This window comes from Streptomyces sp. NPDC102270, from assembly GCF_044766405.1.
GTDB lineage: Bacteria > Actinomycetota > Actinomycetes > Streptomycetales > Streptomycetaceae > Streptomyces.
Genome location: NZ_JBIWLX010000025.1, coordinates 89,402 through 114,738, shown reverse-complemented (window position 1 = coordinate 114,738; position 25,337 = coordinate 89,402). Strand labels below are relative to the sequence as shown.

The window sequence follows — 25,337 nt, the reverse complement described above, 5'->3', positions numbered from 1 at the left end:
GATCGACGTCATGCCATACTGAGTCACGGCCACCGACCTAACTAACTGGGGGAAAAGTGACAGTCAAGGCCGACATCTCTTTCCGCGTTCCCGCCTCTCTGTCCACCGAAGCTGTTTTCGACCTGTTGTTCCGCTCCGATTCGGGACTTTCGCGCAGCGCGGAAACACCGGTCGCCGAAAGCGACCTGGGCTTCGAGTTCGACACGTTGGTGAGTATCGGAACCCTCGTGGTCAGTGCGGGCCAAGCGGCTCTGGCCCTGGTCCAGCTCGCCGAACTGGTCAAGCAACGCCGGAGGCATAACGACTCCGCTGACGAACCGAGCACAAATGCGCCGCCCGTACACGCGAACCCGCCCGTCGAAATCAACATCACCGTCGAGGGCGCGCGTTACAACATCGCCGAACTGACTCCCGAACAGATCAGGCGCCTCCTCCAACCATGACCCATACAGGCAGGATGGGTTCCCACGTCATCGGCGTCCCGGTGATCCTCATCCGCTCGGACGTACTCGCCCGGCACCGTCCCGAGACCTGGAAGGCGCAGGACGGCCCGTCGGCGGATCCGGAAAGGGAACGCCTGCTGGCCGAGGCCACGATCCTGCACGAAATACGCCATTTCCACGACGCGTTGCTCTGCCCTCCGCTCTACGACCGGTTCATGATCGAGGCCGAACGTAATGCGGTGGCCCTCACCGTCATCGCGGCCCTGTCGGAAAACGGCGAGCGGAACCCTGGAAAGGTGCTCGGCGAGGAACACACGGAACTCATCGAAAGGCACCGCGTGAACGCCGCCCGCTTGGCGCGCCGTAACGCCGCCGCGTACGAGCCCGCATCGGTTTCCGGAATTGGTCCCGCGATCACCTTGGTCGACCTGCTGGAGGCCAATGCGCTGGTCACCGAACTGTCCTTCCTCCACGAAGCCTTCGACGAGGGCGCATACGACCACTGGCTGTCTCTGCGCGGTTCCCTGCCCGCCAAGTACACCAAAATCATCATCCGTTTCATCCGCACTCGGGATACCTACGGAGAGGATCTCCAACGGGTCTCCGCCGTACTGATGCGGTGCCTCTACCGACCTGAGCCGTCGGCCGCCGCCCTCAACGAAGCAGTCGGACTCACAGACAGCGAGATCGACGCCCTGTGCGATGCCCGGGTCATCGAAGAACAGCTCACGGAGACCGAGAAGCGCCACAACTACGCCCTGTTCACGATCCTGGAGCCCGACCAGCACCCCAGGCCGGTTTTCACCAATGCCGTCGACATCACCGAACTGCACGACCTGTGCAGAACTGGGATGCGGGCATCGCGATTCCGGGTCGACGCGTACCACCGGGCCATCCGTGACTTCCCCGTACCCGCCACCGGATTCTTCGCCGACGCCGACATGGTCACCGAGCGACGCCTTCCCTTCGTCCGCAAGGCGGACATCAGAGCGGCCTACGGCGACGCCTTCTCCCTGTCCGGCGCCAAGGACCGGCAGCGGAGGACGACGCTCGCCTGTGGGTTCTTCCCGACCTTCGGGACAGTGCCCTGCCTGGATCTCAGCCGCGTCGACCTCATGCTCGGACTTCGCTTCGGCACTCAGGCGCTCCTCGGCGAGAAGGTCTCCTACAACCATGCGATGGACCAGGCCTATGCCGCGGTGTACCGCCGCTGGATGGAGTGATCCGCCCTCGACATGCCTGGCGTTCGATCGTGCCGGGTATGGCAGGCGTATGTGGGCACGGCGAGAGACCCTGTGGACGGGCCCCCGGTGGGAGACCTTTCTGCGGGGCGTGGTGGGGCGGGTGCTCGCGGGAGACGGGGCGCAGCCGTGGTGGATGCCTCGGCGTGTGCTGACCGTGGTGTCGGCCGATGTCGACGACACAGCGGGCGTTGGAGCGGTCTGGCTCGTGTGGCGTCCGAGGTCACCGAGGACGCGTGAGCACATCGCGCTCATGGAGTGGTACGGCGAGCGGTGGCGGTACGTGGGGGGCGGCAGCGGTTCCGGAGACGGTCCTGTCCAGGTCGATGTGCTCGACGTGCGCAACGGCGCGGGCGCCCTCGGCCTCGCCCGTGGCCGCGACCTTCCGCACTCCCTCTCCGCGGCCCCATGGATCAGCTGCGTCAAAGTGCGACTCGGGCCGGACGTGGGTCACGTGCTCATCGGTGCCCGCCGGTTCCAGGCTCCCGAGCACCGTAGCCTCATCGCCGTCCGGACGTCCCCCCGCACCAGCCACGGACCGCGTCCCGTCGTCGTGGCCCTGGGACGCGACGGCGCCGAACTGTCCCGCATCGCCCCCCATAACGGCCTTGACACCCATACGTGGGCTCGATTGCGAGAGGAGCCATAGCCGGCCTCCTGGCAGGGCCGAACCTCACCACCTCCCGCTGAAGATCCGCCGGTGCTTCAATGTCACCCCCTGGGTGGAGGAGCGAGGGCATGAGCGGAGTCCTGGTGACCGGTGGCAGCGGTTTCGTCGGTAGCCATCTGGTACGGCGGCTGCTGGAGCGGGGTTACGAGGTGCACGCCACCGTGCGCAGTCTCGCGAACTCGGCGAAGGTGCGCCCGCTGCGGGACATGCAGGGCGAATTCCCCGGCAGGCTCAGCCTGTTCGAGGCCGACCTCCTCACCGAGGGCTCCTTCGACGCGGCCATGGCGGGCTGCCGCGTGGTCTTCCATGTGGCCTCGCCGTTCTTCATGCCGGAGAAGATCAAGGACGGCCAGAAGGACATGGTCGACCCGGCCCTGACCGGCACCCGCAACGTCCTGGCCGGCATCGAACGGACGCCGTCGGTCGAGCGACTGGTCTTCACCTCCACGGTCGGTGCGATCTTCGGCGACTACTCCGACGTACGGGACATGGACGGGCAGATCCTGTCCGAGAAGTACTTCAACACCAGCAGCACGGTGGAGAACAACCCGTACCACTACGCCAAGACGGTCGCCGAGCGCGCGGCCTGGGACGCGGAGGCCGCGCAGGACCGTTGGCGCATGGTGTCCGTCAACCCCGGCCTGATCCTGGGCCCTTCCCTCACACCCGCCTCCGAGTCCGGCAGCCTCTTTCTCCTGGAGGAGCTCTTCAAGGGCTACTTCTTCTACGGCGCCCCCGACTTCAGCTTCACCACGGTCGACGTCCGTGACGTGGCCGACGCGCACATCGCGGCGGCGGAGAAGCCCGACGCGAAGGGCCGTTACATCCTGGCCGCGGAGACGATGACGTCCTTCCACGAGATGTCCTGCATCATCCGTACCCGCTGCCCCCGCGGCCTGCGCATCCCGCGCACCGCGCTCCCCCACTGGCCGGTGCGCGTCCTGGGCCCCGCCTTCGGGCTCACCCAGGACTACATCCGAAAGCACCTCGGCATCCGCTTCCGCGTGGACAACAGCCGCAGCGTGCACGAACTGGGCATCGTCTACCGCCCGGTCGAGGAGACGGTCCTGGACCACTACGAAGCATGGCGCACACAACGAGGCAAGCGCTGATCCTCACCGGGAGCAGCGGCTCCTACGCGACGAAGGTCACAGTTACATCTCACACTTTTCACACTTCAATCTTCACGTGAGCCTCACAAGTTGGCTAAGTTGACGGCGACCAGCACGACGGAAGGGGCATGACTTTCATGGCGCCGGATCGAACTTCGCGCAATGGAGGGTCCAGCCTCCCGGCCAAGCGCAACTCCGCCCTCGCCACGGCGGCGATGGCCTCCGCGGCTCTTCTCTCGCAGACCGGGAACGCCGCCGCCGACGAGGGACCGAGCCGTGACGAGGTGAGCCGGCGGGTCACCAACCTCTACGACCGCGCCGAGGACGACTCCGGTACCTACAACGCCACACGCGCGGCCGGCACGGCTTCCAGCACCCGTGGCCGCACCGGTTCGACGACTGACGCCGGGCGCAAGGCCGACCGTGATCCCGCCCTCGACGACATCGCCAAGCAGTGGTACGGCATGGCCCGCGCGAAGACGGGTCCGATCATCGCGGCGACCCTGCCCTCCGACCGGGTCGCCGCCCGCCGTGCCGAGCCGCGGCGCCAGCGCCCGTCGGACGCGCCCGCGGCACGCGAACCGAAGCCGGCCGAACGGTCCCTGCCGGAACTGACCGCCACACCCGTGCGCGCCCTGCCGAGCGGACCCGAGCCCGCAGCGGCCGCCCTCACCGCCGCCCCGGCCCAGTCACCCGCGTGGGCACCGGAACCGACACCGCAGAACCTCACCGGCACCGGCGAATTCCCCACCGTGGGCGGTACTGCGCAATCCGTCACCGGGGTGCCGGAGTACACCCAGCACCTTGTCACCGAGGTCCCGGAGTACACGCCGCGACCGGCCGCCGGTGTTCCCGAGTACGCACCTCAACTCGTCACCGGAGTCACGGAGTACACCCCGCAGCACGTCGCCGGTGTTCCCGAGTACACCCCGCAGACCGACACCGCGTTCCCGACGTACACCGCACAACCCGAGACCGGTTTCCCGGAGTACATCGCGCAGGCAGGCACTGGCGTCCCCCAGTACAGCCCGCAGGCCGGCACGGGGTACCCCGACCACACCGGGCAGCTCAGCACCGCCCTGCCCGACCACACCGGGCAGCCGGGCGCCGCCCTCCCCGAGTACACCGCACCCACCACCGGCTACTCGGACCACAGCGCTCAACTCGGCACCGGGCTGCCGGAGTACGCCACCTCGGCCGCCACACATTTCCCCCAGTACTCCGCACAGACAACCACTGGGTTCCCCGAGTACGTGGCACGGACGACCACCGGATATCCCCAGTACGCGGCGCAGACCACCACGGGACACCCCGAGTACTCCGCCCTCACCGCCCCCCTCGCGACGATCGCACCCCCGCCGGTCGACACCACCCGGACGGTCCCGCCCGTCTCGGCCGCCCCCGCCGTGACCCGGAGCATCCCGGCCATCCCGGCCCCCCGCACCCCGGAGCCGGACGGGCAGACAGCCCAGCCGACCCAGGCCTCCGTCGCCACCCCCCTGACCCTGGCCCCGGAACCGAACGCGGACCTCCCCACCGCGGACCCCGGTTACGACTCGAAGGTCATCCAGGTGCTCGCCTTCGCCCGCTCCCAGATCGGCAAGCCGTGTGTCTGGGGTGCGGCGGGCCCGGGGTCGTACGACAACTCCGGTCTCACCCAGGCCGCCTGGAAGGTCGCCGGCGTCTCCCTCCCCCGCACCTCCCTCGGGCAGGCGAGCACCGGCACGGCGGTGCCTCTGTACGCCATGCAACCCGGTGACCTCGTCTTCTTCCACGACGACTTCAGCCACGTGGGCCTGTGCACCGGCAACGGCATGATGATCCACGCACCGGGCCCGGGGGCATCCATCCGCGAGGAGTCGATCTACCCGACCGGCGAGTCGATCATCCGCGGCGCGATACGGCCCGCCTGACACCCCGTAAGCCGCGGAACAAGAACGCGACACGGCACTCCCCCTCACACGTCCCCTCGCGCACTCCCTTCACGCACACCTCTGGACGCCCCCCGAGCCCTCCCCTAGGGTTCCGGAGAAAGCGCTTTCTGGCCTGACCATGCCAACCAGGGGGAGCGTCTCGTGCCGCACCACCAATGGACCCGCAAGTCCTTCCTCCGGGGAATGGCCGCCGTCGGCGCGGCCCCCTTCCTCCCCGCCCTGATCCCGGCGAGTGCCGACGCGGCCTCGTCGGGCCGCCCCGACTTCCCGCTGGCGGCCGGAGGCACGGCCGTCGGCATCTTCGTGGACGCGGCGGACGACCCCGCCGTCGTCCGCGCCGCGGGCGACCTCCAGTCGGACGTCGAACGGGTCTCGGGGACGAGACCCGACCTGCTGCGCACGCTCCCGCGAAGCACCCCCCTGCTCGTCCTGGTGGGTACCCTCGGCGCGAGCCCCGCCATCGACCGGCTCGCCGCACAGGGCCGCCTGGACGTCTCCCGGGTCAGGGGCCGCTGGGAGGCGTCCGTGACCCAGGTGATCGAGCGCCCCCTGCCCGGCGTCGACCGTGCCCTGGTGATCGCGGGCAGCGACCGGCGCGGAACCGTCTACGCGATCTACGACACCTCGGAGCGCATCGGCGTCTCGCCCTGGTACTGGTGGGCCGACGTCCCCGTCGAGCGCCGTGACACGGTGACCGTGCCCGCGGGGCCCTTCACCCGCCGCGAACCCTCGGTCCGTTACCGCGGCATCTTCATCAACGACGAGCAGAACCTGACCACTTGGTCGCACCGCACCCAGGAGACCGACAAGAACATCGGCCCCGAGACGTACAAGCGCGTCTTCGAGCTGCTGCTGCGCCTCAAGGCCAACTACCTGTGGCCCGCGATGCACCCGTACTCCGACTTCTTCAACAAGTACCGGGAGAACCCCGAACTCGCCGACCGCTACGGCATCGTCGTCGGCTCCAGCCACCCCGAGGCCCTGCTGCGCAACGGCGTCCACGAGTGGGAGCCGTGGATCGCGGAGCATCCGAACGCGGACGGAAGCGCTCCGGTGTACGACTACACGGTCAATCCCGCTGTCATCTCCGACTACTGGAGAGCCCGGGCGAGACAGAACGCCGCGTACGAGAGCAGCTGGACGCTCGGCATGCGGGGTCTGCACGACTCCGCGCTGGAGACGAGGTACGCCACCACGATCCCGGAGAAGGTCGCGGTGATGAACGACATCATCGCCGACCAGCGAAGGATCCTCGCCGAAGAGGTCGGCGCCGCGGTCGAGCCGCAGATCTTCATCCCGTACAAGGAGGTCCTGGACCTGTACAACGCGGGCGTCCGGGTTCCCGACGACGTCACGCTGATCTGGCCGGACGACAATCACGGCAACATGCGCCAGCTGCCGAACGAGACGGAGCGGGCGCGGCCGGGCGGCAACGGGATCTACTACCACCTCTCCTACTGGGGACGTCCGAAGAGCTACCTGTGGCTGGACACGACCCAGGTGGCCAAGGTGTGGCAGGAGTTGCGGCGGGTCTACGAGCATGGCACCGACCGCATGTGGATCTTCAACGTGGGTGACGTCAAGTCGATCGAGACCGGCCTCTCCTTCGCGATGGACATGGCCTGGGACGTGGACCGCTGGGAGGCCGACGAGGTCGAGGGCTTCCTCGCCGAGTGGGCCGGGAGACAGTTCGGGCGGCGCCACGCCCACGAGATCGCCGCGATCCGTACGGAGTACTACCGGCTCGCCGGGGAGCTGCGGCCGGAGTTCATCGCCGCGGGCCTGGTCTCCGTCGTCCACCACGGTGACGAGGCGGGGCGCCGGATGGCGGCGTACGACCACCTCCTCGCGCGGGTCCGGGCGGTGGGCGCCGAACTCCCCGAGGCGTACCGGGACGCCTTCTACGAGCTGGTCGAATACCCGGTGCACGGCGCCTACTTGATGAACCTGAAGTACTACTGGGCGGACCGCAACGCCCTCGCGGTCCGGCAGGGCCGGGGTGCCGGTGCGAACCGTTTCGCGGACCTCGCGCTGGCCGCGCACACGGCGGAGGCCGCGCTCACCAGCCGGTACAACACGGAGGTGGCGGGCGGGAAATGGGACGGGTTCATCAATCCGTATCCGTCGCAGATCCCGAAGGCGCCGGGGCGTCCGGCCGTCACCCGGGTCACCCGGCAGGAGACCACGGGGCTCGGAGTGGCCGCCGAGGGGAACGAGACCGGGGCGGCCCGGCCGCTGTCGTTCTCCTCGTACACCCGCGAACGGCGCTTCGTCGATGTCTTCAACACCGGGTTCCTGCCCCTGGAGTGGGCGGCCGAGGCCAGTCACCCCTGGGTGGTGCTCAGCGCCACCGGAGGCTCGCTGACCGAGCAGCGGCGGGTGTGGGTCGAGATCGACTGGGAACGCGCTCCCGAGGGGGCGCAGGAGGCCGCGGTGGTCGTTACGGGCGCCGGGCAGCGCTTCGAGGTGCCGCTGCGGGTGGTCAACGGCCGCAGAAGGGCTCGTGGTTTCGTCGAGGCTCACGGCTACGTGTCGATCGATGCCGCGCACGCCGACCAGCGGGTGTCGCGCGGTGGCTGCCGCTGGCGGACCGTGCGCGGGCTCGGGCGGCGTACGGGAGCCGTCGAGGCCGTTCCGTCCACGGCGGCTCCGATCACCGGTGACTTCGCCTCGCGGGCACCGGAGTTGCGATACCGGGTGCGGTTCAGGGGCACCGGCACCTTTCCCGTCACCGTCTTCCGGCTGCCGTCGCTGGACGAGCGCGGGCAACGGCGGCTGGCCGTCGGGCTCGACGACCAGCCGGTGACCGTCCTGTCCGGGCAGGCCGTCGCGACCGGCAACCGGGGGGACGCCTGGGCCCGCCAGGTGGAGGACGGCGTCGAGAGACTGACCGCCACCGTGACGGTCGCCGAGGCCGGGGAGCATGTGCTGAGGATCTTCATGGTCGATCCGGCGATCGCCGTGGACCAGATCGTGATCGACACCGGCGGGCTGCCCGCCACGTATCTCGCGCCGCCGGAGAGCTACCACCCGGTGTTCAACCCGGAGCCCGCGCCGGGCCCCGGTCTTCAGGCGCCGGACCTGTAGGGCCAGGGCTTCGTGCGGGCCGCCGGTCCCCCGTGCCGGCGGCCCGCACGCGTCGCGGCCGGCGCTGCTGTCCCCGCGGGGAGACAGGCGTATCCGACGGGCCGCCCTCCCCCCACTGCGGCCCGCCGGAGCTTCAATGTGCTGGAGTACATCCGAGAACGTCGATGTTGCTCGGATGAAGTGTGGGTCAGCGAGGTACTGGGCCGGTATGGGTACAACTGCGTATGAGCGGATGCTGTCGGTCGCCGTGGCCGCGCTCCACGAACGCGACCCCGATCGGCTGTGGCCCCTGCTGGCGGCCGAACTGCCGGACCTGTGCGGCGGCGACGCCCTGATCTACAAGCTGGACAACTGGAACGAGAGCGAGGGCACGCTCGGGCTGTCCCCCGGTGCCGACGCGGAGTTCGGCTCGCTCGGCGACGAGGAGACGGGACTGCTGCGCGCGGGCTACCCGTTGGCGGGGCACTACGCGGGCGGAGCGGACCGGAGCCCGGTCACGGCCCGTCGGCTGGTCGGCCGTGCCTGGTCGGGGAGCCCGACCGCGCGGTTGCTCGACGACCTCCTGGACGTCGATCACGTGCTGGGGATTCCGCTTCCGCAGTCGTCCACCCCGGTCACCGGGTGCATGGTGTACCGCTCCGGGCGGGACTTCAGCGACGACGAGCTGCGTCTGGCCGAGCAGTTGCAGCCCCTGATGGCCGCCGTCGAGCAGCAGCGGCAGCTCCTGCGGCGGCTCGACGCCCCCTCCGAGGAGGCGGCCGACCTGTCGCTCACCCCCCGGGAGACGACCGTGCTGCTCCTGCTCGGCGACGCCCTGACCGCCGTGTCGATAGGCCGCAGACTCGGGATATCCGAGCGTACGGTCCACAAGCACATCGCGAACATTTACCGCAAGCTCGGCACGCACGACCGCGTCAGCACGGTGCTGCAGGCCCAGCGGCTCGGGCTCGTCCCTACGGCAGCGGCGGCCCGCCCTTGAGGCGTTCCAGGTCGGAGGGGCGGACCTGGATGACCACGACGGCGATGAGCGCGGCGAGCACCGCGAAGATCGCGGCCACGACGAAGGCGGCCGAGACACCGGCGGTCAGGACCTCGTCGCCCCAGATGCCCGGTAGTTGACCGGTGCGGGCGAAGAGACGGCGTTCGGCCGGGTCGGCCTGGGCGAGGAAGCTCGGGATCTGCTTCTCCGCCTCGTTGGTGCTGGCCGTGCCGAACATCGTGACCAGGATGGACAGGCCGAGGGAACCGCCCACCTGCTGGGTGGCGTTGAGCAGCCCGGAGGCCGCGCCGGTCTCCTCGGTGGGCACGTTGGAGAGCGCCATCAGGGTCAGCGACACGAACTCCATGCCCATGCCGAGGCCGAAGACGAGCATCGGCCCGAGGACACTGCCCGCGTAGGTGGAGTGGATGTCGGTCAGGGTCAGCCAGGCCAGCCCGGCCGCCGCGAGGATCGCACCGCCCACCATGAAGGGCTTCGGCCCGTACACGGGCAGGAACCGCGAGGCGAGACCGGCACCCACCGCGATGACCACGCTGACCGGCAGGAACGCGAACCCGGTGGCCAGCGGACTGAAGTCGAGCACGTTCTGGGTGAAGAGGGTCAGGAAGAAGAACATGCCGAAGATCGCGGCCGCGAGGCACAGCATGATGCCGTAGGTGCCCGCCCGGTTGCGGTCGGCGAACATGTGCAGCGGGGTGATCGGCTGCCGGGAACGCTTCTCGATCAGCACGAACACCACGAGTAGGACGACCGCGGCGGCGAACGAACCCAGGGTGAGCGCGTCCCGCCAGCCTTCCTGGGCGGCCCGGATGAAGCCGTACACCAGCAGCACCATGCCCGCGGTGGCGGTCAGCGCGCCGGTGATGTCGAAGTTGCCGGGATGTCGCTCGGACTCGCGGATCCAGCGGGGCGTGGCGAGCGCGATGAGCAGTCCGATGGGGACGTTGACGAACAGCACCCACCGCCAGTTCAGCCACTCCACGAGGACTCCGCCGGCCAGCAGCCCGATCGCGCCGCCGCCCGCCGAGACCGCGGCGAAGACGCCGAAGGCCCGGTTGCGCTCGGGTCCTTCGCGGAAGGTGGTACTGACCAGGGAGAGGGCCGTGGGGGACGCGATGGCGCCGCCGACGCCCTGGAGGGCGCGTGCGGCGAGGAGTTGGCCCTCGTTCTGGGCGAGCCCGCCGAGCAGCGAGGCCAGCACGAACAGCAGTACTCCGAAGACGAACATGCGGCGTCTGCCCAGGATGTCGCCGGTTCTGCCGCCGAGCAGCAGCAGCCCGCCGAAGGTGAGGGTGTACGCGTTGACCACCCAGGCCAGGCTGGTGGTGGAGAAGTCCAGGGAGCGCTGGATGTCCGGGAGCGCGATGTTCACGATGGTGATGTCGAGCACCACCATGAGCTGGCAGGACGCGATGACCAGCAGGGCCATGACGTTTCCGCCGCCGCCGGAGTCCGGTGGGGCCGTCCGTGGTGCAGAACTCGCCTGCGGGTCGCTGCTCATGGTCTCCGTTCGACGGTACGCCCCCGCCGTGGCCGTCACCACTTGAGGACGTGGTAGCCCCAGGCCTCCAGGGACACGAACAGACCGGAGCCGGTCAGTTCGTCTCCGTCACGTTCGTACACCGCGCCGGTGAGCAGGTCGGTCGCCCGGCACACGCGGCCCCTGAGGTCGTCCCACGGCAGGGGCAGCCTTGCCTGGGCCGGGCGGTCGGAGTGGTTCACGACGACCAGGTGGCGGGCGTCGGCGTGGGTCCACGTCCAGGCCAGCAGGTTGCGGTGAGTGTGGTTGTCCGGCATGCCCGTCGGTGTCACCGGCCGCCAGTCTCCCCGGCGTACGGCGGCAGCGGCGGGCAGCAGTCGGCCGTAGAAGTCCCGCAGGGACTCGTCGACGGGCTCCTGCGGTCTGCGGCGCAGGAACACGGGGAGCCGCACGCGGCGGCCCTCGAACTGGCCCTCGTGCCAGAGCGTGGCGCCGGGCAGGGTCGCCACGGCGACGGCCGCCGCGCGTCCCCGGTCGCCGGGCAGGGTGGCGGCGGCCCGCGGCTCGTCGTGGTTCTCCAGGAAGCGGACGAGACCGCGCTGGTGGGTGAGGTCGGCGGCGAGGTGGGCGCGGACGGAGTCGGCGTCCTCGTGCAGCAGACGGTCGTAGAGGCGCTTGTCGTAGCAGAGGTCGAAGCCCTGCTGCTGGAGGGGCTGTTCGAGGTCCCAGTAGGCCTCGGCGACGAAAAGGAGGCCGGGGTGGCGGGCCCTTGTGCGCGCGATGACGTAGGGCCAGAAGTCCTCGGCGGGGGCGGTTCCCGCGCGCTCTCCCCAGATCTTGCCGAAGATGTCGTTCATCAGCAGCATGGCCATGTCGCAGCGCACGCCGTCGGCCTGGTCGCCGATGGCCACGAGGGTCGCGACGGTCGCCTCTCGGAGTGCCTCGCTGAAGGCGTTCACCTGCACGACGTCGGGCCAGGGCGGGAAGTACGGATCCCGGCCGCGGGCGTAGATACCCGCCCCGGCCTCGATGAAGCCGGCCGGGGCGCGGGCCAGGTCGTCGGCGGTGCCCCGGATGAGACGGTCGGGGTCCGAGGTGAGCCACGGGTGGTCGGGGGCCACGTGGTTGGGGACGTGGTCGAGGATCAACCGCACTCCCCGCGCAGCGAGTTGAGCGCGGGCGGTGGCCAGTCCGTCCGGTCCGCCGAGAGAGGAGTCCACGACGTAGTCGCGTACGCAGTACGGCGATCCGGCGATGTCCGCCTCGGTGAGGTCGGGCAGAGCCTCACGGAAGGAGGCCATGAGCCCCTGGTCGCGCAGGGCGATCTCCACTCCGGCCGGGCTGCGTTCCCACACGCCCATCAGCCACACGGTGTCGACGCCGGGCGGCGCGACACCGTCCCAGACCTTGCCGGGCACGTCGCCGAGGGTGACGGGACGGCCGTAGCGGTGACTCAACTCGCCCAGCCAGACAAGGGTGTTGATCTCGTGGATCACTGTCATGCCGAGGGCTCCTCCCTGTCACCGGCCGCCCGCGAGGACTCCCCGCGGGCGATCGCACCGGCTCAGGCGATCTCGACCAGCAGGTCACCGCCCTCCACCTGCTGGATCTTGTTGATGGCGAGGCGGGAGACCCGTCCGGCCTTCGCGGCGGTGATCGAGGCTTCCATCTTCATGGCCTCGATGGTGGCCACGGTCGCTCCGGCGGCGACCTCGTCGCCCTCGTTCACGGCAAGTGTGACCACGCCGGCGAACGGGGCGGCGACATGGCCGGTGTTGGAGCGGTCGGCCTTCTCGGTGGCCGGGATGTCCGAGGAGACGGCGGCATCGCGGATCTGGATGGGCCGCAGCTGGCCGTTGAGCGTGGACATCACCGTGCGCATGCCCCGCTCGTCGGCCTCGCCGATCGCCTCCAGCGCGATGAGGAGCCGCACGCCGGGCTCCAGGTCGACGGCGTACTCCTTGCCCGGACGCAGGCCGTAGAAGAAGTCCTTGCTGTCCAGGAGGCTGGTGTCGCCATAGGACTGACGGTGTGTCTCGTACTCGCGGGTCGGGGCCGGGAACAGGAGCCGGTTGAGGGTCGAGCGGCGGTCCTTCTCCAGGCCGCTGCGGTCCTCGGCGTTCAGTTCCTTGACGGGCTTGGCGTCGGCGCGGCCCTGCAGGGCCTTGGTGCGGAACGGCTCGGGCCAGCCGCCGGGCGGGGTGCCGAGTTCGCCGCGCAGGAAGCCGATGACCGAGTCGGGGATGTCGAAGCGGTCCGGGGTCTCCTCGAACTCCTTGGGGGTGACCCCGGCGCCGACCAGGTGCAGGGCGAGGTCGCCGACCACCTTGGAGGAGGGGGTGACCTTGACCAGGTGGCCGAGGATCCTGTCGGCGGCGGCGTACATCGCCTCGATGTCCTCGAAGCGGTCGCCGAGGCCGAGCGCGACGGCCTGGGTGCGCAGGTTGGAGAGCTGGCCGCCGGGGATCTCGTGGTCGTAGACGCGCCCGGTCGGGGAGGCGAGGCCCGCCTCGAAGGGGGCGTAGATCTTGCGGACGCTCTCCCAGTACGGCTCCAGGTCGCCGACGGCCCGCAGATCCAGCCCCGTCGGCCGGTCGGAGTGGTCGGTCGCGGCGACGATCGCGGAGAGGGAGGGCTGCGAGGTCGTGCCGGCCATGGAGGCCACGGCGCCGTCCACGGCGTCCGCGCCCGCCTGGATCGCGGCCAGGTAGGTGGCGAGCTGGCCGCCGGAGGTGTCGTGGGTGTGGATGTGCACCGGCAGCTCGAACTCGCGGCGCAGCGCCGAGACGAGCTTGGCCGCGGCGGGGGCGCGCAGCAGGCCCGCCATGTCCTTGACGGCCAGGACGTGGGCGCCCGCGTCGACGATCTGCTCGGCGAGGCGCAGGTAGTAGTCGAGGGTGTAGAGGCGCTCGTTCGGGTCGGAGAGGTCCGAGGTGTAGCAGAGGGCGACCTCGGCGATCGAGGTGCCGGTGGCGCGTACGGCCTCGATGGCGGGACGCATCTGGCTGACGTCGTTGAGGGCGTCGAAGATGCGGAAGATGTCGATGCCGGTCTCGGCGGCCTCCTGCACGAAGGCGTCCGTCACCTCGGTCGGGTACGGGGTGTAACCGACGGTGTTGCGGCCGCGCAGCAGCATCTGGAGGCAGATGTTGGGCACGGCCTCGCGCAGGGCGGCGAGCCGCTCCCAGGGATCCTCGGCGAGGAAGCGCAGGGCGACGTCATAGGTGGCGCCGCCCCAGCACTCCAGGGAGAGCAGCTCGGGCAGGGTGCGGGCGACCGTCGGGGCGACCGCGAGCATGTCCTTGGTCCGCACGCGTGTGGCCAGCAGCGACTGGTGGGCGTCGCGGAAGGTGGTGTCGGTGACGCCGATGGTCGGCGACTCGCGCAGCCAGCGGGCGAAGCCCTCGGGGCCGAGCTCGGTGAGCTTCTGCTTGGAGCCCGCGGGCGGCTCCACCGCGGTGTCCACCCGGGGCAGCTTGCTGACCGGGTCGATCAGGTCGGGCCGCTCGCCGTGCGGCTTGTTGACCGTCACGTCGGCCAGGTAGGTCAGCAACTTCGTGCCGCGGTCGGCGGAGTGACGGGCCGTCAGCAGGTGCGGACGCTGCTCGATGAACGACGTGGTGACGTTGCCCGACTGGAAGTCCGGGTCGTCCAACACCGCTTGGAGGAACGGGATGTTGGTGGCCACGCCGCGGATGCGGAACTCGGCCACGGCACGCCGGGCCCGGTTGACCGCGGTGGTGAAGTCCCGTCCCCGGCAGCTGAGTTTGACCAGCATCGAGTCGAAGTGGGCGCTGATCTCCGTACCGGCGTGGGTGGTTCCGCCGTCGAGACGGATGCCGGAGCCGCCGGGCGAGCGGTAGGCGCTGATGCGGCCGGTGTCCGGGCGGAAACCGTTGGCGGGGTCCTCGGTGGTGATACGGCACTGGAGGGCCGCGCCGTGCAGCTGCACCGCCTCCTGGGAGAGGCCGAGGTCGGCGAGGGTCGCGCCCGCCGCGATCCGGAGCTGGGCCTGGACGAGGTCGACGTCGGTGACCTCCTCGGTGACCGTGTGCTCGACCTGGATGCGCGGGTTCATCTCGATGAAGACGTGGTTGCCCTCACGGTCGAGGAGGAACTCGACGGTGCCCGCGTTGCGGTAGCCGATCTCGCGGGCGAAGCGGACGGCGTCGGCGCAGATCCGGTCGCGCAGGTCCGGGTCGAGGTTGGGCGCGGGGGCGAGCTCGATGACCTTCTGGTGGCGGCGCTGAACCGAGCAGTCGCGTTCGTACAGATGGATGACGTTGCCCTGCCCGTCGGCGAGGATCTGCACCTCGATGTGGCGGGGCTCGACGACGGCCTTCTCCAGGAAGACGGTCGAGTCACCGAAGGCCGAGGCCGCCTCGCGCGCGGCCGCCTCGATGGACTCGCGCAGCTGGGCGCGGTCCTCGACCCGGCGCATGCCGCGCCCGCCACCACCGGCGACGGCCTTGACGAACACCGGGAAGCCGACGTCCTCGGCCGCCCTGACCAGCTCGTCCACGTCGGTGGAGGGCGCCGAGGAGCCGAGCACCGGTACGCCGGCGGCGCGGGCGGCGGCGACCGCGCGGGCCTTGTTGCCGGTCAGTTCGAGGATGTCGGCGCTGGGGCCGACGAAGGTGATTCCGGCTTCCTCGCAGGCCCGCGCGAGCTCGGGGTTCTCGGAGAGGAAGCCGTACCCGGGGTAGACGGCGTCGGCGCCGGCCTGGCGGGCGGCGCGGATGATCTCGTCGACGGAGAGGTAGGCCCGCACGGGATGGCCCGGTTCGCCGATCTCGTAGGCCTCGTCGGCTTTGAGTCGGTGCAGTGAGTTGCGGTCCTCGTGGGGGAAGACGGCGACCGTCCTCGCGCCCACCTCGAATCCCGCGCGAAACGCGCGGATCGCGATCTCACCACGGTTGGCGACCAGTACCTTGCGGAGCATTCCCGTTCCCTTCGGCCTGCCGGTGACGCACCCATGTTCTCGGCAAAGACCGCCGGTGGCCATGAGAGTCAGGTCACGTGTCGCGGACGGTTTGGAGGTGATTCGCGCAGGTACGGCGGTGGCCGCACGGGACGATCACTTCACGGTTCCGGTGAAGGGGGTCACCGGCCGCTCCAGGCGCTCCCCGTCCACGGTGAGGTCGACGGCTTCGTTGAAGAACGCGAGCAGCCCCTTGACGGCGGGCACGGCGGGGAGCGGGTCCGGGTAGCTCCAGATGATGTTCGCGTGATCGCCCAGCGACCAGTACTCGGCGGTGCCCTTGTAGGGGCAGTCGGTGTGGTGGTCGGTGGCTTCGAAGAGGTCGAGGCGGACGTCCTCGCGCGGGATGTAGTAGCGCGTGGGCAGGCCTGTCTCGAAGAGCAGGACGGGACGGTGGGTGTCGGCGACGACCGTCCCGTCGATCTCGACCTGGACATGGCGGCTGCTGGGCATGGCGTCGACGCGTTTGTGCGGGTCGCGGGGGTGGACGAAGATCTCTTCCTCCTCCTCGTACCAGTGGTCGAGCCCGGTGCCCCAGCGCCGGAACCACGCGAAGGCGATGTGCCCGGCGAGGTCGGCGGCCGGGAAGGTCCAGGCGGCGTTCTCGACGAGTTCGCCGTCCACCTCGAGGTCGTGGAAGACCTGCGATCCGGTGTGGGTGCCGGTCGCCGGGTTCTTGGCGGGCCGGAGCAGGTCCTCGCGGACGTCGGCGCGCGGGAAGGCGTAGACCGGTACGGGTACGTCGGGCTCCCAGACGAGGACGGGGTGCCGGCTGTCGACGACGGTGACGTCTGCCTTGCGGCCGCGCACCCAGCGTTCGCTGGGCTCCCACAGCAGGCCTTCCGGGGTGGTCCGTACGTCTCGTGCGGTGGGGAATGTGGTCATGGGCGGCTCTCCCTTCACCTCTTCAGGAAGTCTGCCAGTCCTGTCAGGAGCCGGTCGACGTCCTGTACGTCGTTGTAGGGGGCGAGGCCGACGCGCAGGCCGCCGGTGTCGCCGAGGCCGAGGTGGCGGGATGCCTCGACGGCGTAGAAGGAGCCGGCGGGGGCCTGGACGCCGCGCTCGGCGAGGAAGGCGTACGCGTCGGCCGTGCTGTGGTGGTCGAAGGTCAGCAGGACGGTCGGGGTGCGGTCGGCGGCCCTGGAGTGGACGGTCACGCCGTCGAGCGCGGCCAGCCCTTTGTCGATCCGGTCGCGCAGGACGTGTTCGTGGGCTTCGAGGGCGGCGAACCCGGCGGCCAGCCGCTCCCTCCGGCCGCCGGTGGCGTCCGGGTCCGGCCGCTCGGCGAGGAAGTCGACCGCCGCGGTGGTGCCGGCGAGGAACTCGTAGGGCAGTGTGCCCAGTTCGAAGCGCTCCGGGACGGTGTCGGTGGAGGGCAGGAGCTTGTCCGGGCGCAGGGTCTCCAGCAACTCCGGTCGGGCGGCGAGGACTCCGTGGTGCGGGCCGAGGAACTTGTACGGCGAGCAGACGAAGAAGTCCGCGCCGAGCTGCTCCAGGTCCACGAGGCAGTGGGCGGTGTGGTGGACGCCGTCGACGTGGACGAGTGCGCCGACCTCGTGGGCCGCCTCGGCGATCGCGGGGACGTCGGGGCGGGTGCCGATCAGGTTGGAGGCGGCGGTGACGGCGACGAGCCGGGTGCGCCCGGACAGCACGGCCCGGATCGCGTCGACCGTCAACTCCCCCGTCTTCGGGTCGAATTCGGCCCACCGCACGGTGGCACCGGCCTGTTCGGCGGCCTGGACCCAGGGGCGGATGTTGGCGTCGTGGTCGAGGCGGGTGACGACCACCTCGTCGCCGGGTGACCAGGCTTTGGCGAGGGTGCGCGAAAAATCGTAGGTGAGCTGGGTGGCGCTGCGGCCGAAGACGATCCCCGCCGGGTCCGCCCCGAGCAGATCGGCCATGGCCCGCCGGGCCTCGGTGACGATCCGCTCGGCATTGCGCTCCCCCGGTGTCACGCGTCCCCGGTTCGACAGGGGCTGCGCCAGGGCGTCGGCGATGGCTCGGATGACCGGTTCGGGGGTCTGGGTACCGCCGGGACCGTCGAAGTGGGCGATGCCGGCGGCCAGAGCCGGGAAGTGGGAGCGGAGGGCGTCGATGTCATACGTCACGTAGAGCTCCTCGATCCGACCGACTGCGGTGCCCCCAGCCTGTCACGCCACGAAGGCCCTCGCGGTGGGCGGCGGGGTTCGTGGCCGTCAGCGGGAGTGGGGCGTCCCGATGCGGATCAGGTGGACCTGGCGGTCCCGGAGACCCAGCCCGTCACCTCGCTCGCAGGCTCTCGCGGTGAACCGGGTTCATGGCCATCACCCCGCCCATGCCGTCCCGGGCGGATCAGGCCGCCCTGGCCGGCCCCGGGACTCAACCTGTCACCCCGTCCGCAGTTTCTTCCGGTGGCCCCGATCAGGCCATCAGCACGCCGGGGAATCGGGGGACCCGGCCGCTCCCGGATACTCAGCCCGCACCCGGCCCGCAGGCTCTCGCGGTGAACCCGATTCATGGCCGTCCCGGGTACGGATCAGGTCCGCGATATGCCCGCAGAACCGGTCCCACTCCCCGGCCGCCATCCGTCCCAGCGCGACCTCAGACACCCCCTCCCGTACCTCACGCGCCGCTCCCTGGACCCGGCCGGCCCCGGGAACCCAGCCGCTCACCGCGCCCGCAACCTCCCCCGCCGGACCCGATTCATGGCCCCCACCCGCCGAGAGCGCCCCGGACGGACCGGTCGCTCCCGGAAACGCGCCCCGTCACCCCGCCCGCAAAGTCTCCCGGTGAGCCCGGTTCACCGCCATCAACCCGTCCAGGGCGTCCCGGGTACGGATCAGGTCCTCGACATGTTCGGAGAACCGGTCCCGTCCCCCGGCCGCCATCCGGCCCAGCGCGACCTCGGGCACCCCTCGCCGCACATCACGCGCCGCTCCCTGGACCCAGCCGGCCCCGGGAACCCAGCCGCTCACCGCGCCCGCAACCTCCCCCGCCGGACCCGATTCATGGCCCCCCACCCGCCGAGGGCGCCCCGGACGGACCGGTCGCTCCCGGAAACGCAGCCGTCACCCCGCCCGCAAAGTCTCCCGGTGAGCCCGGTTCACCGCCATCAACCCGTCCAGGGCGTCCCGGGTACGGATCAGGTCCTCGATGTGTTCGGAGAGTCGGTCGCGTTCCTCGGCCATCCTTTCCAGGGCGGCGTCGGAGGTCTCCGCGCTGGGGGACTCGACGCACGGGAGGAGTTCGGTGATCGTGCGGCTGGACAGGCCGGCCGCGTACATCCGCTGGAGGAAGACCACGCGCTCGACCGCGGCCTCCGTGTAGTGCCGCTGCCCGCTCGCGCTGCGCGCACTGGTGAGCAGGCCCTGCTCCTCGTAGTAGCGCAGGGCCCGGACGCTGACCCCGGCCCGTGCCGACAGTTCCCCGATGCGCACGTGTTCCTCCTGAACGGACTTGACCCTCACGTCGACGTCAGGTTTTAGCGTAACCGGGTGCCCGGGACACGGGTACGAGGGATCACGAAGGAGACGTGACGTGACGACGCTTTTCACCGGTTTCCGGCTCGGCGGACTGCGGCCGCCCAACCGGGTGGTCATGGCCCCGATGACCCGGGTGCGGGCCGCCGAGGGCGGTCTGGCGACGCCGTCGATGGCGCGCTACTACGCCCAGCGGGCCACGGCCGGCCTGATCGTCACCGAGGGCGTGCAGCCGAGCCTGGTCGGTCAGTCCAATCCCGGCACGCCGGGGCTGTACACCGACGAGCAGGTGGCCTCCTGGCGGCCGGTGACCGAGGCCGTGCACACCAACGGCGGCCGGATCTTCGCCCAGATCATGCACGGCGGCCGGGTCTCGCACCCGGACACCAACGGCCTGCGGCCCGTCGGGCCCTCCGAAGTCCCGGCCACCGGCGAGGTGTTCACCCCCACGGGACCCCAGCCCGCACCGGTCCCGCGGGCGCTCGCCACCGGCGAAGTGCCGGAGCACGCCGAGTCGTACGCCGAAGCCGCCCGCCGCGCCGTGGACGCCGGGTTCGACGGGGTGGAACTGCACGGCGCCAACGGCTACTTGATCTCCCAGTTCCTCTCCTCCAACGCCAACCTGCGCACGGACCGTTACGGCGGCTCGGTGGCGGGCCGGATCCGGTTCGCCGTCGAGGCGGCCGCCGCGACCGTGGACGCCGTGGGCGCGGAGCGGACCGGTATCCGCCTCTCGCCGGGCGGCACGTTCTGGGGAGTCGAGGAGACCGAGATCGAGGAGCTGTACACCGCGCTGCTGACCGAGCTGTCCCGTCTCGGGCTGGCCTACGTCCATCTGGAGGCCACCGCTCCCGAGGAGACCCTCCTGCACCTGCGTCGAGTCTGGCCCGGTGGCCTCGTCATGAACCCCGTGCTGCCGCTGGGCGGCAAGCAGACCGGCCGCGCCGAGGCCGACCACTGGCTCGGGCTCGGCGCCGATCTCATCAGCTTCGGCCGCGCCTTCATCGCCAACCCGGACCTGGTGGAGCGACTGCGCACCGGTCTGCCGATCGCCCCCGCCGACGAGGCCACCTACTTCCAGGGCGGCGACAGCGGCTACCTCACTTATCCCGCATACCAGTACACGGCATGACGTCCGGACGGCGAGGACACCACGAAAGGGTAACGGGGGCCAACCGGAGGCAGTGCCGGGTGGTCTAGCCCGGCATGAAGATCTCTTTCCTGCTCCACAACGCCTACGCGATCGGAGGCACCATCACCACCACGTTCAACCTGGCCCAGGCACTGGCCGAACGGCACGAGGTGGAGATCGTCTCCGTACTGCGGCACCGGGAGTTGCCCAACTTCGTGCTGGATCCCCGGGTTTCGCTGCGGCCGCTGGTCGATCTGAGGCAGGAGAAGGAACACCCGGCGCATCTGAGACCGGCGCGGGTGTTCCCGAGCTCGGAGTACCGGTACGGGCAGTACAGCGAACTGACCGACCAGCGCATATCCGAGGCCCTCGCCACCATCGACGCGGACGCGGTGATCGGCACCCGCCCCGGGCTCAACGTGCATCTCGCCGCCCAGGCGCCACCCCATGTCGCCCGGATCGGTCAGGAGCACCTCACCCTGGACAACCACTCGCCCCGGCTGCGCACCGCGCTGCGCCGGGCCTACCGCGGGCTCGACGTCCTCACCACGGTCACCGAGGCGGACGCGGCCGCCTACCGGCGCCGGATGCGGCTGCCCGGCGTACGGGTCGAGGCACTTCCCAACAGTGTGCCGGATCCGGTGCTTCCGGCCGCGGACGGCTCCGCCAAGGTGGTCGTCGCGGCCGGACGGCTGGTCCCTCTGAAGCGGTACGACCTTCTCGTGGAGGCGTTCGCCGCGGTCGCCGCCGAACATCCGGACTGGCAGCTGCGCATCTACGGCAAGGGTGACGAACACGACCGGCTGCGGCGGCTCATCACCGACCTCGGCCTGTGGAACAACGTCTTCCTGATGGGTGCCGCGGCTCCGATGGAGGCGGAGTGGGTCAAGGGCTCGATCGGGGCGGCCACCTCCGATTTCGAGCCCTTCGGCATGACCATCGTCGAGGCGATGCGCTGTGGGCTGCCCGTGGTGAGCACCGACTGTCCGCACGGGCCCGCCGAGATCATCGCGGACGGGGTCGACGGCCGGCTGGTGGCGGTCGGTGACCGGGACGCGCTGGCCGGCGCCCTGCTGGAGCTGGTCGGGGACGACGAACGGCGCCGCCGTATGGGCAGGGCGGCTCTGGAGAACGCGCGGCGGTTCGCCCCCGGTCCCGTCGTCGAGCAGGCGGAGCGGCTCATCACGGAGGCGGTCGCGGCGCGGCGGGCGGGCCGGCCGGTGGTGCGGCAGCGCCAGGGCGCAGCTCTGACCGCCCGGGGCTCGGCCGCCAGGGACACCGCGCTGATCGCGGCGAGCGGCGCGCTGCGCCTCGTACGGAAGGGACGTTCATGACCACGCCACGCGCCGGTTGCACGGTCGACGCGGAGGGCCGGATCGCCTTCGCGCTGACGGCGGCCCAGGGCCACGGGTTGTTGCTGCGGCTGCGGCCGAAGAAGGGGCAGCCCGAGGACACCCTCCACGTCCTCGACCTGGAATCGGTCGGCGAGGAGCGCCGGGCCGTACTGGGCCCGGATCCCGTGCTCGCGGAGGGGCGGTGGGACGTGTATCTGCTGAACGGGCCCGAGCGCACGCGTCTGCGTCCGGGCCCGCGCGACCTGCGGGCCCTGGTCGACGGGCACCTGCGGGAGCGGCGCGGGCCGCTGGCCGCGCGGGTCCCCTATGTCACCGAGGACGGCTACCTCGCGGTGCGCACCTGGCTGCGTCCCGCCCACGCGGAGGTCGACCGCGTCGACGTCACCGGCGGGACGCTGAGGATCACGGCCCGGCTGCACGGCGCCTCACTGCCGGACGGAGCCGAGGTGCTGCTGCGGCGGCGGCAGGGTGAAGGGACCGTGCGCTCGCTTCCGCCGCTGGCCGCGCAGGACGGCCGGAGCTTCTCGTTCACGGTCGCCGACGAGACCCTGGACCTCGGCATCTGGGACATGTTCGTACGACCCGCTCCCGGCTCCCCGATGATCCGGCTCGCCCGTCTCCTGGACGACGTGGCGGACCGCAAGCGGGTCTTCGTCTACCCCGGCGCCACGGCCGGGAAGATCGTCGTGCGGCCCTACTACACGGTCGACAACGACTTGTCCCTGGAGGTGAAGCAGGCCGGCTGAGCACCGCTCGGCTCAGCCCCACCGCACGTGCAGCGTCGGCGGCTTGCGGAAGACCAGGCCCTGCGGTGCGGTCGGGTGGTCCGGGTCGAGGCGCAGGCCCGGGAGGCGGTCGAGCAGCTGCCGTAGGGCGATGCGGGTCTCCAGACGGGCCAGGTGGGCGGCGAGGCAGTAGTGGGGGCCGTGAGCGAAGGCCAGTTGGAGGCGGGAGTTCGCGCGGCGCACGTCAAAGCGGTCGGGGTCGGGGAAGACGGCGGGGTCCCGGTTGGCGCCCGTGAGGGAGACGGTGACGAGGTCGCCCCGGTGGATCGTGGCCGGGCCGAGGGTGAGGTCACGGGTGGCGTACCGGTCCACGACGGCCGCGCCGGGTTCGAGGCGCAGCGACTCCTCGATCGCCCCGTCCAGCAGCGTGAAGTCGGCCTGAACGAGGGCGAGTTGGTCGGAGTGCCGGAGGAGGTGCAGCAGCGCGTTGGTGATCATCGCCTCGGTGGTCTCTATGCCGCCGAACATCAGCACCGCGGCGTTGGAGGCCACTTCCGGCAGCGACAGCCGGCCCGCGGCGGAGGTCAGCAGCGAGGAGCCGGCCCCTTCCGTGACCGTGGCCTCGACCGCTTGCCGCAGGTGTGCGTACGCCTCCGGGCCCGCGGGCCCTGCCGCGCAGCCCTCCGTGAGGTCCGAGACCGACCGCACGATGGCGTCGTACCAGGCGAGCACGGTGTCCGTGCCGGCGCCCGCCAGTCCGAGTGCCTCGGTGACGACGGCGACGGCGAGCGGGCCGGCGAATGCGCGGCGCAGTTCGGCGGCGCCCGCCGGCTCCAGTGCGGTGACGAGACGGTCGGTCTCCCGCTCGATGAACCCGGCGAACCCGTCCCGCACTTCACGCGGGCGGAAGGGCGCGGTGAACGGCTCGCGGTGGCGGGTGTGTGCGTCGCCGTCCAGGGAGAGCATGCTCGGGCCGACGACCTGCGCGGTCGAGAAGCGGGGGTCGTCGACGGTGAAGGTCTCGGCGTCCCGCATCACGTCGAGCGCGAGATCGCGGCGGGTCACCAGCCAGCCGTTCAGCTCGGGCAGCCAGGACACCGGCTCGCGCGCGCGGAGTTCGGCCAGCCGCGGGTGCGGGTCGCCGGCGAGTTCGGCCAGCGTGGTGGCGGCGCCGAGCGGGAATGCGATCACGCCCCAGGCTAACCCCGTGGAAAACCCGTGGCGGATGCGCGGAGGGCGGCTTACGCTGCTCCACGATGACGACTCATACTCCTGAACGATGGGGGGTCCCGTCCGCGCAAGGTGAGTGCTGATGCTCACTTCGACCGCGAACGAGGACATCCGTACGTCCTTCTGGCCGCGCGTGCGCGAGTTCGCCGTGCCGGCCTCCATGATCGAGACCGCGACCGCCCGTCGCCTCGCCGGGGACTGGGCGGGGGCGTGTGCCGCCGCGGGCTTCGACGTCGATCTCAACCTCCGTGCGGTGGCACGCGATCACGGCCGGGAGCTGGCGTCCCGGGTCCGGTCCGATCTCCACGCCCTCGCTCCCGATCTGCTGCGCTGGCACCTGCCGAGGATCGCCCCGGACGGGCTGCTGCGGCCCGGGCTGACCCTGACACTGGCGCGGTACGCGTCCGTAGAGGGTCCGATGCATCTCGTGGTCCGGACCGCACCCACCTGGGCGGACGCCGGGCAGCGGATCAGCCTCGCACTGTGGTCCCGGTCCACGGGCGACGCCGTACGGCATCCGCACCCGCACCCGCACCCGTGTCCGAACCGACGGTTCCGGCTGGATCTGCACCGGCATCTGTGGGATGCGGGCAGGGTCGGGGAGCTGCGGGGGCGGTCGGGAGCCGGCGAGCCGCCACTTCCGTCGATGTCCGGGCAACTTCTCTTCATTGAACAGGAGTTGGAGATACCACCCGGTTGTGCCGTCGACCGTTGGGCGGCCGAGGCGCGGATACTGCTCGCGGCTGAAGGGCGCCCCGGCGGTTGTGTGTCGGTGCGGTTCGGCGGACGGCGCCGGCTGGTGCTGGAGCTCGCCGCGGACGACGAGGTGCTACGGCCCGTGCCGACCCCCTCGGCCGCTGCCGTCTCCGCGCTTCCCGTCCTGCCCGACGCGGCGACCTGGGTGCTGCCCGACCTCCAACTGCTGCGCGCGGGCGCACTCGGAGCGGATCGGCTGCACCCCCTGGTCGCCGCCGCTCTGGCTCCGGACAGCGCTGCCACCGGACCGCCCCGCACCCCCGACCAACCAGGGCCATCGCGTTTCGTGGAGTGCCGGGGAGCCCGCCACCGGATCGGCCTGGTCGACGGGGTACTGGCCCCGCTCGACCACGACCCGGACGAGATCCGGCGCGAGGAACTGCTGGTCGCGCTGACCGGCACCCCGCTCCCCTGCCTCCAGGCGATCGACGAGGCACACCGCCGTCCGCACTGCCTGGACGGCGTCCGCGAACGTCTCGTGCACGGCGACACCGCCGGCGCGCTGGCCGTCGTGGAAGGACTGCTCGGGTCCGAGGCGCTGCTGCGCACCGGCCCCCTCCGGGACGAACTGGAGGCGGCCGCGCAACGGCGTGTCACCTACGGCCTGTTCAGGGCGGGCCTGACGGGACCCGGGCCCACCCGGTTCCGCCCGCGTCCGAGCGAGCGTGACTCCCGGAACCGGCGTGCCCGTCCGCGTCACGCGAACTGAATTCTCCGCCGGGAAACCGGTCTC

At 70.9% G+C, this 25,337-nt stretch carries 19 protein-coding genes; 11 read left to right on the top strand and 8 right to left on the bottom strand.

Annotated features, from left to right (window positions below; genetic code table 11):
• The first annotated feature begins 56 nt into the window (after positions 1–56).
• The 7 genes from ACIRP7_RS40075 (at position 57) to ACIRP7_RS40045 (ending at position 9,466) form a co-directional block, all read left to right on the top strand.
• Entirely contained in the window at positions 57–443 is a 387-nt protein-coding gene (locus ACIRP7_RS40075; protein ID WP_403670225.1) for a hypothetical protein, read from the top strand.
• A gap of 14 nt (positions 444–457) precedes the next feature.
• The gene (locus tag ACIRP7_RS40070) at positions 458–1,666 is read left to right on the top strand and encodes a hypothetical protein (RefSeq protein ID WP_403670222.1); all 1,209 of its coding nucleotides are present in this window, start codon (positions 458–460) and stop codon (positions 1,664–1,666) included.
• A gap of 49 nt (positions 1,667–1,715) precedes the next feature.
• Complete coding sequence (locus ACIRP7_RS40065) at positions 1,716–2,333, top strand: hypothetical protein (RefSeq protein ID WP_403670220.1); 618 nt, start codon at positions 1,716–1,718, stop codon at positions 2,331–2,333.
• An 89-nt stretch (positions 2,334–2,422) separates the two neighbouring features.
• On the top strand, positions 2,423–3,466 hold the full coding sequence (locus ACIRP7_RS40060) for an NAD-dependent epimerase/dehydratase family protein (protein WP_403670217.1): 1,044 nt from the start codon (positions 2,423–2,425) through the stop codon (positions 3,464–3,466).
• A gap of 137 nt (positions 3,467–3,603) precedes the next feature.
• Complete coding sequence (locus ACIRP7_RS40055; protein ID WP_403670214.1) at positions 3,604–5,379, top strand: NlpC/P60 family protein; 1,776 nt, start codon at positions 3,604–3,606, stop codon at positions 5,377–5,379.
• A 204-nt stretch (positions 5,380–5,583) separates the two neighbouring features.
• Positions 5,584–8,487: a glycosyl hydrolase 115 family protein gene (locus ACIRP7_RS40050; RefSeq protein ID WP_403670259.1), complete on the top strand. Its 2,904-nt coding sequence runs from the start codon at positions 5,584–5,586 to the stop codon at positions 8,485–8,487.
• A gap of 208 nt (positions 8,488–8,695) precedes the next feature.
• Complete coding sequence (locus ACIRP7_RS40045) at positions 8,696–9,466, top strand: response regulator transcription factor (protein WP_403670211.1); 771 nt, start codon at positions 8,696–8,698, stop codon at positions 9,464–9,466.
• Here ACIRP7_RS40045 and ACIRP7_RS40040 read toward each other — a convergent pair.
• The 7 genes from ACIRP7_RS40040 to ACIRP7_RS40010 all read right to left on the bottom strand — a co-directional run bounded on the left by ACIRP7_RS40040 (position 9,441) and on the right by ACIRP7_RS40010 (position 19,364).
• Entirely contained in the window at positions 9,441–10,916 is a 1,476-nt protein-coding gene (locus ACIRP7_RS40040) for an MFS transporter (RefSeq protein ID WP_403670257.1), read from the bottom strand. The two genes, ACIRP7_RS40045 and ACIRP7_RS40040, sit on opposite strands and share 26 nt — an antisense overlap.
• A 107-nt stretch (positions 10,917–11,023) precedes the next feature.
• Complete coding sequence (locus ACIRP7_RS40035) at positions 11,024–12,469, bottom strand: alpha-amylase (RefSeq protein WP_403670209.1); 1,446 nt, start codon at positions 12,467–12,469, stop codon at positions 11,024–11,026.
• A 62-nt stretch (positions 12,470–12,531) separates the two neighbouring features.
• On the bottom strand, positions 12,532–15,909 hold the full coding sequence (locus ACIRP7_RS40030) for a pyruvate carboxylase (protein ID WP_403670207.1): 3,378 nt from the start codon (positions 15,907–15,909) through the stop codon (positions 12,532–12,534).
• A gap of 135 nt (positions 15,910–16,044) precedes the next feature.
• Positions 16,045–16,833, bottom strand: a complete 789-nt coding sequence (locus ACIRP7_RS40025; RefSeq protein ID WP_403670205.1) for a DUF427 domain-containing protein — start codon at positions 16,831–16,833, stop codon at positions 16,045–16,047.
• A 14-nt stretch (positions 16,834–16,847) separates the two neighbouring features.
• Positions 16,848–18,056 (bottom strand): cysteine desulfurase-like protein, encoded by a 1,209-nt coding sequence (locus ACIRP7_RS40020; RefSeq protein WP_403670202.1) that lies wholly within the window; start codon positions 18,054–18,056, stop codon positions 16,848–16,850.
• A 636-nt stretch (positions 18,057–18,692) separates the two neighbouring features.
• A complete protein-coding gene (locus tag ACIRP7_RS40015; RefSeq protein WP_403670199.1) occupies positions 18,693–18,902 on the bottom strand; it encodes a hypothetical protein in 210 nt (69 codons plus the stop codon).
• Positions 18,903–18,995: 93 nt separating this feature from the next.
• Complete coding sequence (locus ACIRP7_RS40010) at positions 18,996–19,364, bottom strand: MerR family transcriptional regulator (protein ID WP_403670196.1); 369 nt, start codon at positions 19,362–19,364, stop codon at positions 18,996–18,998.
• 100 nt (positions 19,365–19,464) lie between these two features.
• Between ACIRP7_RS40010 and ACIRP7_RS40005 the strand changes: the two genes are divergently transcribed.
• The 3 genes from ACIRP7_RS40005 (at position 19,465) to ACIRP7_RS39995 (ending at position 22,639) form a co-directional block, all read left to right on the top strand.
• Positions 19,465–20,538: an alkene reductase gene (locus ACIRP7_RS40005; protein WP_403670194.1), complete on the top strand. Its 1,074-nt coding sequence runs from the start codon at positions 19,465–19,467 to the stop codon at positions 20,536–20,538.
• A 74-nt stretch (positions 20,539–20,612) separates the two neighbouring features.
• Complete coding sequence (locus ACIRP7_RS40000) at positions 20,613–21,872, top strand: glycosyltransferase family 4 protein (RefSeq protein ID WP_403670191.1); 1,260 nt, start codon at positions 20,613–20,615, stop codon at positions 21,870–21,872.
• Positions 21,869–22,639 (top strand): hypothetical protein, encoded by a 771-nt coding sequence (locus ACIRP7_RS39995; RefSeq protein ID WP_403670188.1) that lies wholly within the window; start codon positions 21,869–21,871, stop codon positions 22,637–22,639. Before ACIRP7_RS40000 ends, ACIRP7_RS39995 begins: the two co-directional genes overlap by 4 nt.
• Positions 22,640–22,651: 12 nt before the next feature.
• Here ACIRP7_RS39995 and ACIRP7_RS39990 read toward each other — a convergent pair whose 3' ends face one another.
• The gene (locus ACIRP7_RS39990) at positions 22,652–23,809 is read right to left on the bottom strand and encodes a cytochrome P450 (RefSeq protein ID WP_403670185.1); all 1,158 of its coding nucleotides are present in this window, start codon (positions 23,807–23,809) and stop codon (positions 22,652–22,654) included.
• 121 nt (positions 23,810–23,930) lie between these two features.
• On the opposite strand from ACIRP7_RS39990, the gene ACIRP7_RS39985 reads away from it, so the two are divergent.
• The gene (locus tag ACIRP7_RS39985; protein ID WP_403670182.1) at positions 23,931–25,313 is read left to right on the top strand and encodes a hypothetical protein; all 1,383 of its coding nucleotides are present in this window, start codon (positions 23,931–23,933) and stop codon (positions 25,311–25,313) included.
• The last annotated feature ends 24 nt before the right edge of the window (positions 25,314–25,337 follow it).

Coding starts and splice junctions, on each gene's coding strand:
- ACIRP7_RS40070 (WP_403670222.1), top strand. CDS start 458: ATGGGTTCCCACGTCATCGGCGTCCCGGTGATCCTCATCCGCTCGGAC.
- ACIRP7_RS40065 (WP_403670220.1), top strand. CDS start 1,716: ATGTGGGCACGGCGAGAGACCCTGTGGACGGGCCCCCGGTGGGAGACC.
- ACIRP7_RS40060 (WP_403670217.1), top strand. CDS start 2,423: ATGAGCGGAGTCCTGGTGACCGGTGGCAGCGGTTTCGTCGGTAGCCAT.
- ACIRP7_RS40055 (WP_403670214.1), top strand. CDS start 3,604: ATGGCGCCGGATCGAACTTCGCGCAATGGAGGGTCCAGCCTCCCGGCC.
- ACIRP7_RS40050 (WP_403670259.1), top strand. CDS start 5,584: ATGGCCGCCGTCGGCGCGGCCCCCTTCCTCCCCGCCCTGATCCCGGCG.
- ACIRP7_RS40045 (WP_403670211.1), top strand. CDS start 8,696: ATGGGTACAACTGCGTATGAGCGGATGCTGTCGGTCGCCGTGGCCGCG.
- ACIRP7_RS40040 (WP_403670257.1), bottom strand. CDS start 10,916: ATGGCCCTGCTGGTCATCGCGTCCTGCCAGCTCATGGTGGTGCTCGAC.
- ACIRP7_RS40035 (WP_403670209.1), bottom strand. CDS start 12,469: ATGACAGTGATCCACGAGATCAACACCCTTGTCTGGCTGGGCGAGTTG.
- ACIRP7_RS40030 (WP_403670207.1), bottom strand. CDS start 15,909: ATGCTCCGCAAGGTACTGGTCGCCAACCGTGGTGAGATCGCGATCCGC.
- ACIRP7_RS40025 (WP_403670205.1), bottom strand. CDS start 16,833: ATGACCACATTCCCCACCGCACGAGACGTACGGACCACCCCGGAAGGC.
- ACIRP7_RS40000 (WP_403670191.1), top strand. CDS start 20,613: ATGAAGATCTCTTTCCTGCTCCACAACGCCTACGCGATCGGAGGCACC.
- ACIRP7_RS39995 (WP_403670188.1), top strand. CDS start 21,869: ATGACCACGCCACGCGCCGGTTGCACGGTCGACGCGGAGGGCCGGATC.
- ACIRP7_RS39985 (WP_403670182.1), top strand. CDS start 23,931: ATGCTCACTTCGACCGCGAACGAGGACATCCGTACGTCCTTCTGGCCG.